The organism is Streptomyces sp. SID3343, assembly GCF_009865215.1.
In the GTDB taxonomy this organism is placed as follows: Bacteria; Actinomycetota; Actinomycetes; order Streptomycetales; family Streptomycetaceae; genus Embleya.
This window is the reverse complement of sequence record NZ_WWJX01001215.1, coordinates 1-7,287: the sequence shown is the minus strand read 5'-3', so window position 1 is coordinate 7,287 and position 7,287 is coordinate 1. Positions and strand designations below refer to the sequence as shown.

The 7,287-nt window shown below is 68.9% G+C and carries 7 protein-coding genes; 5 read left to right on the top strand and 2 right to left on the bottom strand.

The features are described 5' to 3' along the window. A partial coding sequence (locus tag GT354_RS38415) for an MMPL family transporter (protein ID WP_161361016.1) occupies positions 1 to 1,084 on the bottom strand: 1,084 nt, incomplete at its 3' end. 498 nt (positions 1,085 to 1,582) lie between these two features. Between GT354_RS38415 and GT354_RS38410 the strand changes: the two genes are divergently transcribed. Continuing rightward, positions 1,583 to 1,939 carry a hypothetical protein gene (locus GT354_RS38410; protein ID WP_161361015.1) on the top strand — a complete coding sequence of 119 codons (357 nt, stop codon included), beginning with the start codon at positions 1,583 to 1,585 and terminating at the stop codon, positions 1,937 to 1,939. After that, entirely contained in the window at positions 1,905 to 2,132 is a 228-nt protein-coding gene (locus GT354_RS52990; RefSeq protein WP_202512769.1) for a hypothetical protein, read from the top strand. The genes GT354_RS38410 and GT354_RS52990 overlap by 35 nt, the downstream gene beginning before the upstream one ends. 106 nt (positions 2,133 to 2,238) lie before the next feature. On the opposite strand, the gene GT354_RS38405 is transcribed toward GT354_RS52990, so the two are convergent. Next, positions 2,239 to 3,054 carry a coniferyl-alcohol dehydrogenase gene (locus GT354_RS38405; protein ID WP_161361014.1) on the bottom strand — a complete coding sequence of 272 codons (816 nt, stop codon included), beginning with the start codon at positions 3,052 to 3,054 and terminating at the stop codon, positions 2,239 to 2,241. Between the two features lie 84 nt (positions 3,055 to 3,138). On the opposite strand from GT354_RS38405, the gene GT354_RS38400 reads away from it, so the two are divergent. The 3 genes from GT354_RS38400 to GT354_RS38390 all read left to right on the top strand — a co-directional run bounded on the left by GT354_RS38400 (position 3,139) and on the right by GT354_RS38390 (position 7,071). Beyond that, entirely contained in the window at positions 3,139 to 3,969 is an 831-nt protein-coding gene (locus GT354_RS38400) for an enoyl-CoA hydratase-related protein (protein ID WP_346012365.1), read from the top strand. Between the two features lie 20 nt (positions 3,970 to 3,989). Beyond that, a complete protein-coding gene (locus tag GT354_RS38395) occupies positions 3,990 to 4,991 on the top strand; it encodes a TIGR03617 family F420-dependent LLM class oxidoreductase (RefSeq protein WP_161361012.1) in 1,002 nt (333 codons plus the stop codon). A gap of 433 nt (positions 4,992 to 5,424) precedes the next feature. After that, positions 5,425 to 7,071 (top strand): MFS transporter, encoded by a 1,647-nt coding sequence (locus GT354_RS38390; RefSeq protein WP_161361011.1) that lies wholly within the window; start codon positions 5,425 to 5,427, stop codon positions 7,069 to 7,071. The last annotated feature ends 216 nt before the right edge of the window (positions 7,072 to 7,287 follow it).

Genomic DNA, 7,287 nt, shown 5'->3' with positions numbered 1-7,287 from the left:
GTCCGGCCGCGGCGCGCTCGCGAGGCTCGGTGGCGCCGCCGCGGGCGCCGGCCTTGAGTGCCCTGCGCGCTTTGCGCGCCAACACCGCGTCGGGCCAGAACCCGAGCAGTGCCGGCACCACCGTCAACGCGACCAGTACGGCGACCGCGACGGCTCCCGCGGCGGCCATGCCCATCTTCGTCAACGTCGGAATCCCGACCACCGCCAGGCCCGACAGCGCGATCACCACGGTGAGCCCGGCGAACACGACCGCCGACCCGGCGGTACCCACGGCCAACCCGGCCGCCTCCTGCGGTGCCCGGCCGTGTCCGCGTTCCTCCCGATAGCGGGACACCACGAACAGGGCGTAGTCGATGCCCACCGCCAGGCCCAGCATCATCCCGAGGGTGAGCGTGTCCGAGGACAGGCCCAACGGGCCCGCCAGCAGCAGGATTCCGAACAGGCTCACCGCGACACCCACGATCGCGGTCAGCAGCGGCAGGCCCGCGGCCGCCATCGACCCGAACGTGAACAACAGCACGACCGCCGCCGCCGCGAGGCCGACGATCTCCGCGACCCCGCCGGGACCGCCGTCGCCGTCCATCGCCGACCCGCCGGTCTCCACCGTCAAGCCCGCCGCCCGCGCGTGTTCCGCAACCTTGTCCACCGCGGCACGGTCGGCGTCGGTGACGTCGCCGGACTCCACCTTGTAGGTGACGGTCGCGTACGCCGTCGAACCGTCCTTGCCGATCGCGTTCGACTCGAACGGGTCCGCGACACCGGCCACGTGTGGGCCACCGCCCAGCGAGTCCACCGCATCCTCGACGGCCTTGCGCAGGTCGCCCCCGGTCACCTTCTGCCCGCCGGGGGCGACGAAGACGACCCGCGCGGTGGCACCGTCCGCAGCCGTTCCGGGAAAACGCTCCTCCATGAGATCGAACGCCTTTTGCGACTCGATCCCCGGCATCGAGAACTCCTCGTCCGAGGGCCCCTCCGCCGTCATGGCGCCCACCGCGACCACGATCAGCACCCCCAGCCACACCAACAGGACCCGACCGCGCCGCCGAAAAGCGCCGCTACCGATCCGATACAAAAAAGTCGCCACGTCAGGGTCTCCGTATCCACAGGCGATGACCACTCAAGGCTCGCTGTGGAAGACCCGCCCCGTCGTCATGCCACTACGGACACCGCGCCGTACCAAAACCACACGACCATGTACTGAAATCGCAGTAGGCGCCCATGCCCTGGCCCCTCGCTCGGGTCTCTTCTCGCCTCCCGAGGCGCGCCGTGGGGCACGCTGTTCGTAGTCGGACCGTGACGCATATGAGAGGAAGTCCGTGGACAAGCACGGCAAGCACGACGAGCGAACCGACGACGGACGGGTCTGCCGGACGATGGTCGGTGACGAGTGGATCGAGACGCCCGCCACGATCGCCGGCATCCGGGAGGCCCTTCCGGCCGAGCGGCGTGCGGAGTTCACCAAGACCGTCGAGGACACGCCCGCGCGGAAACGTGGTGAGTGCGGGAGTGCTCACCATCCCGGTGGTTCGGGTGCACGGGATGTGAACGTGACGTCGGCATGGCCGCAGAAGAGAGGTTGCCCATGGACGAGCACATCGAAGGGCCGGACGGACCGCAGGACGACGGGCGGACGATCCGAACCGTGGTCGATGGCACCTGGATCGAGTTGCCGGCCACGATCGGGGGCATTCGTGCGGCCCTGCCCGCGGAACTGCGCGACGAATTCGGCAAGGTGATCGAGGAAACGCCGGCCGGGGAGATGCTCGCAACGATGGTTCGGTGGTCGCGGGCCACGCGGCCGGACATCGAGGAGGCCGACCGGCGCGCGCACGATCGCGTCAAAGCCCTGACGGACGAGGCGGAAGCCCGCATCATCCTGGGGGAGGATCAGAATGTCGTACAGCGTGACCTTCACGAGCGACTGCGAGACGATTCGTAGGCAACTCACCGACAACCAGCGGCGCGACCTGGACAACGGCATCGCGCGGATCGCCAACGACCCGTACGGGTGCGGCTCGTCGCCCACGTACGACAAGGACCGGCGAGAAGCCACGTGCGGCTCCGTATTCGTCGGATATCAGGTGAGTGCAAACGTGCTGCGAGTGACGGTCGTTCGCGTCTACGCGCCGTGAACGCCGCGAAACCCCCGATCGCCGCACGCGGATCGGGGGCTTCGGTCGGTGTGGGCTCCCCTCGTCACCGTGCCGACGGGTGGCGGGAGATCGGGTCGGCGATGCCCTAGGCCAGGCCGGAGAAGTCCAGGTTGCCGACGGTCAGGCCCGCGTTGAAGCCGCCGTCCAGGTTGATGTTCACGCCGTTGAGGAAGCCCGAGGCGTCCGAGCCCAGGAAGGCCAGGGCCAGGGCCACGTCGCGGCCGGTGGCGAGGCGGCCGTTGCCCTGCGAGATGTTCCAGTCGATGACCTTGTCGGAGATCGTCTTGCGGAAGTCGGGCAGGAGCGGGGTGTCGATCGGCGACGGGCACACGCTGTTGATCCGCAGGTTCCCGGCCGCCGCGGTGCGGGCGTAGTGCATGGTGTAGACCTGCACCAATTCCTTGCTGTAGCTGTACGGGTCGCTGCCCAACTCGTTCGACGCGAGCCACTCCTGCGCCGCGTCCCAGCCGTCGAGCGCGATCACCGTCTTGAGCGCCTCCAGGTGCGCCGGCCACGAAACGCCCGCGATCGACGCGGTGTTCACGATCGCGGCTCCCGCCGGCAGCGTCCCCGCGGCCACCAGCGCCTCGGTCAACCGGCGCAGGGACAGGTAGTTGACCGCGAACACGGTCGGGCCCGGGAGGGTGCCGGCCACGCCCGCGTTGTTGAACAGCGCGTGCACGGGGCCCTCGATCGCCGCCACGGCCGCGTCCACGGACGCCGGGTCGGACAGGTCGGTGCGGATGAACTTCTGTGCCGAGCCGGTCGGCTCCTTGAGGTCGAGCACGGTGATGTGCTCGGCGCCCTGCTCGGCCAGCAACTCGACGAGGGCCGCGCCCACCCCGGAGAAGCCGCCCGTGACGACCACGCGCTTGCCCTCGTAACCGAACGGGTTGGTCATGGTGAAGTCCCCTCCTGGCCAATGAATGAACCGACCCTAGAATCAACACTTGATATGGTCAAGGATCCGGCCTACGGTCCGAAGGTGATCCAGTTCGCCAGCCGCGACGGCGTCGCCGTCCTCACCCTCGACCGTCCCGACAAACTCAATGTGTTCTCCGGCGGGATGGGGGCCGAACTCGGGGCCGCGTACGCCCGTTGCGACGCCGACGACGCGATTCGCGCGGTCGTGCTCACCGGCGCGGGCACCGCGTTCTGCGCCGGGGCCGACATGAGCCCGGCCGCCGACAGCTTCGCCGGGCCGAGTCGGACGGTATCCCCGCGCGCCTTCACCGCATCCCCCGTGCAGCCGCCCGCGTGGGAGGTCCGCAAGCCCGTCATCGCCGCCGTCAACGGGCACGCGATCGGCATCGGCTTCACCCTCGCGATGCAGTGCGACATCCGGATCGTGGCCGAGGACGCCAAGCTCGCGATCCCACAGACCAGACGGGGCATGGTTCCTGACGCCCAGTCACACTGGACCGTGCCCGCCGCGACCTCACGCGCGGTGGCCGCCGACATCCTGCTGACGGGGCGAACGTTTCGCGGCGCCGAAGCGGTCACGCTGGGCTTGGCGTCACGCGCGTTGCCGGCCGACGAAGTGCTGCCCGCCGCCCTGGAGATCGCCCGCGACATCGCCGCCAACGTGCACCCGGTCTCGGCCGCGCTCACCAAGCGCCTGTTGTGGTCGGGTGCCGGGCCCGACGAGGTCGAGCGCCTGGAGACCGCCTACCACCGCATCCTGATGGGCACCGACGACGCGAGGGAGGGTCCACGCGCGTGGATGCAGCGCCGATCCCCGCAGTGGACCGGCACGGTCACCGGTACGTGGGACCGTGTACTCGAAGCGGAATCCTCTGTACAGGAGAAGAATTGACACCCCCTCAGCTCGATGTCATGGCAGCCGGCCAGACCCTGCGCGGCATGCAACGCGCCGCAGCCGCGACCGAGCGGGCCGGCTTCGACGGGCTATGGCTCACCGAAGGCGGCCGCACCGCGTACACGGCCGCGACGGCCGCCGCACTCGCCACCGAGAGCCTGACGGTGGGCACCGGTATCGCGGTCGCGTTCGCCCGCAGCCCGATGGTCACCGCGTCCGCCGCATGGGAGTTGGCCGAGGCGACCGACGGGCGATTCGTACTCGGCCTGGGCACCCAGGTGCGACCGCACATCGAACGGCGCTACTCGGCCGAGTTCGACCGGCCGGGCCCCCGGCTGCGCGAATACGTCGGCGCGCTGCGGGCGATCTGGGCGGCCTTTCGCGGCGAGGAGCGCCTGCGCTTCAAGGGCGACTTCTACCAGTTCACCCTCATGACGCCGGAGTGGACCCCGGGCGGCTCGATCGCCGACCCGCCGATCTACCTGGCCGGGGTCAACCCGTGGATGCTGCGGATGATCGGCGAGGTGGCCGACGGTCTGCACGTACACCCGCTGCACAGTGTCCGCTATGTCGAGGAAGTCGTCCGCCCGCAGCTCGCCGAGGGCGGCGCCGACGCCGACTTCGCCCTGGTCTGCCCGGTGATGACGGCGACCGGCGACACCGACGAGCAGATCGAGGCCGAACGCGACAAGCTGCGCCTGCGGCTCGCCTTCTACGGTTCGACGCCGGGTTACGCCAAGGTCTTCGAGACGCACGGTTGGGACGACCTCCAGCCCCGGTTGAACCGCCTCTTCGCGGCCAAGGACCGGGCCGGCATGGCGGCGGCGATCTCCGACGAGGTCTTGGATGCGCTGACCGTCAGTGCCCCGTGGGACGGCCTGGCCCAGGCGCTGATGAACCGTTACCGCGGCGTGGCCACCCGAGTCGTGGCCTACTCGGCGGTGAGCACGTGGCGCGAGGACACGGACGCGGTCGAGCGCTGGACCGAGGTGGCGACCGACTTCCACGCACTCGGCTGAGGCCGCGCGCGGACCCGCACGGCGCGGCCGCACCCGCGCCCGCGCCACCCAGGCCCGCGCCCGTACGACCGCCCGCGCGGCGCGGTCGCGCACCACGCCGTGACGGCTGCCGACCCCGCCCCTCACGGGCCGGGTGCGCCGGATTCCCTGACGACGTCAGTCAACTGACGCATCGTCAGGGAATTTTTGTATGATATCGGGACGAAAAGCGCTTCGCCGCTACGGTCACTCTTCCGCGTCCCCGTGCGGCGTGCTAAACACTGTCAATCAGTTCGGCTGATGAACACCGATCCGGTTGGTTTCGCCCACGAGGCGCACCGATCCCATCGAGGCCGAGCTTCTTTTTGCCCCTAAAAATTCCGTACAAAGCCGGGCCTGTCACCCAGGTGACACGTGTCCGGTGCGCGCTCCTGCACAGAACGGAAAGAACCTCATGGCCGAGACTCTCGAGAAGTCCGCCGCAGCACAGCCACCCGAATCGGGCTCGGGCGACACCGGTCGCCTCGAGGGCGCTTCCATGGGAAGGATCATCGCCGTCCTCGCGACGATCGTCCTGTTCTCCGAGGTCGTTCCGCTCCAGTACGCGATGATCTCCACCGCCACGCCGAACATCGCCAAGTCGTTCCCGTCGGTGGGCGAGAACATCGCGTGGATGACGATCATCATCAGCCTCGTCGGCGGCGCGATCAGCCCGCTGTTCGGCAAGATGGCCGACCTGTGGGGCAAGAAGAAGATGCTGCTCGGGTGCAGCGTCTCCTTCCTGATCGGCTCGCTGATCTGCGCGTTGACCGACAGCTGGGCGTTCTTCCTGGTCGGCCGCGGCCTCCAGGCCGTCGCCTTCGCGATGACCGCGATCGTCTTCAGCCTCATCCGCGACCTGATGCCCCGTAAGTTCGTCCCCGTCGCGATCGGCGTCTCGGCGACCGGCCTGGGCATGTCGGCCGCGCTCGCCCCGATCCTGGGCGGCGTGCTCACGGACCACTACAGCTGGCGCTCGCTGTTCTGGTTCCTGTTCATCTTCATGCTCGTGCTCATTCCGGCGCTGATCGTGCTGGTCCCCGAGAGCAAGCTGCGGGTCAAGCAGAAGCTCGACGCGGTGGGCTCGCTCCTGCTCGGTGGCGCGGTGGCGCTGCTCCTCGTGTACATCAGCAACGGCGAGACCTGGGGCTGGACAAAGGCGACCTGCATCGCCTACGCGATCGGCGGCGTGCTGATGCTCGTCGCGTTCGCCTTCTGGGAGAAGACGGTCGACGAACCGTTCATGGACCTGAAGATCCTGACCCACCCGCGCGTGCTCGTGGTGATCGCGATCGCCTTCCTCGCCAACATCATCGTCGGCGTGCAGACGTACGCGACCACCTACATTGCGCAGACGCCCAAGGGCGACGACCTCAGGCCGATACTCGAAGGCCCGGTGGGCCAGGGCGTGGCACAGGCGCAGGGGCTGCCCAACGAGGCCGGCCCGCAGATGCTCGCGCAGATGAAGCAGTTCATCAGCTTCAACGACCCGTTGGAGTACTCGCTCGGCTTCTCGCTGCTCGCGATGGCCCTGCACTTCATGATCTGGCAGTCGCTGCTGAGCATGGTCGCGGGTCCGATCACCGGTGGCATGGCCAAGCGCTACGGCCTGCGCATCCTGCTCGCTGCCGGCATGGGGATCATGACCGTCTCGATGCTGATGTACGTGTTCATGCACGGGAGTTGGGTCGGCCTGCTGATCGCCGGCATGGTCTACGGCGTCGCCTTCGGCATGTACTACGCGGCCGCGCCCAACCTGATGATCGAGGCGGTTCCGCAGGAGCAGCAGGGCGTCAGCGCGGGCATGCTGGTCGTCGGCCAGGCGTTCGGCGCGGCCGTGGGGACCGCGATCGCCAGCGCGATCCTGTCCGCGAACAAGTTCACCATGACCGTCGCGGTCCCGGGGATGCCCAAGAAGGAGTCGGAGATCCCGCAGGTCTACACGGACAACGCGTACACCACCGGGTTCTGGATGCTGGTTGGCGTGGGCGCGCTTGCGACGGTGCTGGCGATTTTCATGAAGCACGGGCGTAAGCCGGCGACGGGTGGCCTGCTGCACTGATGGCAGGCTGCTGCCCGGTGGTTGTTCGGCTTGGGTGGCTCGCGTATCGGAGGGGGATACGCGAGCCGCTCGGGGTGTCCTCAAGCGCCGGACGGGCTGGGTGTCCTCAAACGCCGGACGGGCTGGGTGTCCTCAAACGCCGGACGGGCTGGAGTGGGGTGTCCTCAAGCGCCGGACGGGCTGGAGTGGGGTGTCCTCAAACGCCGGACGGGCTGG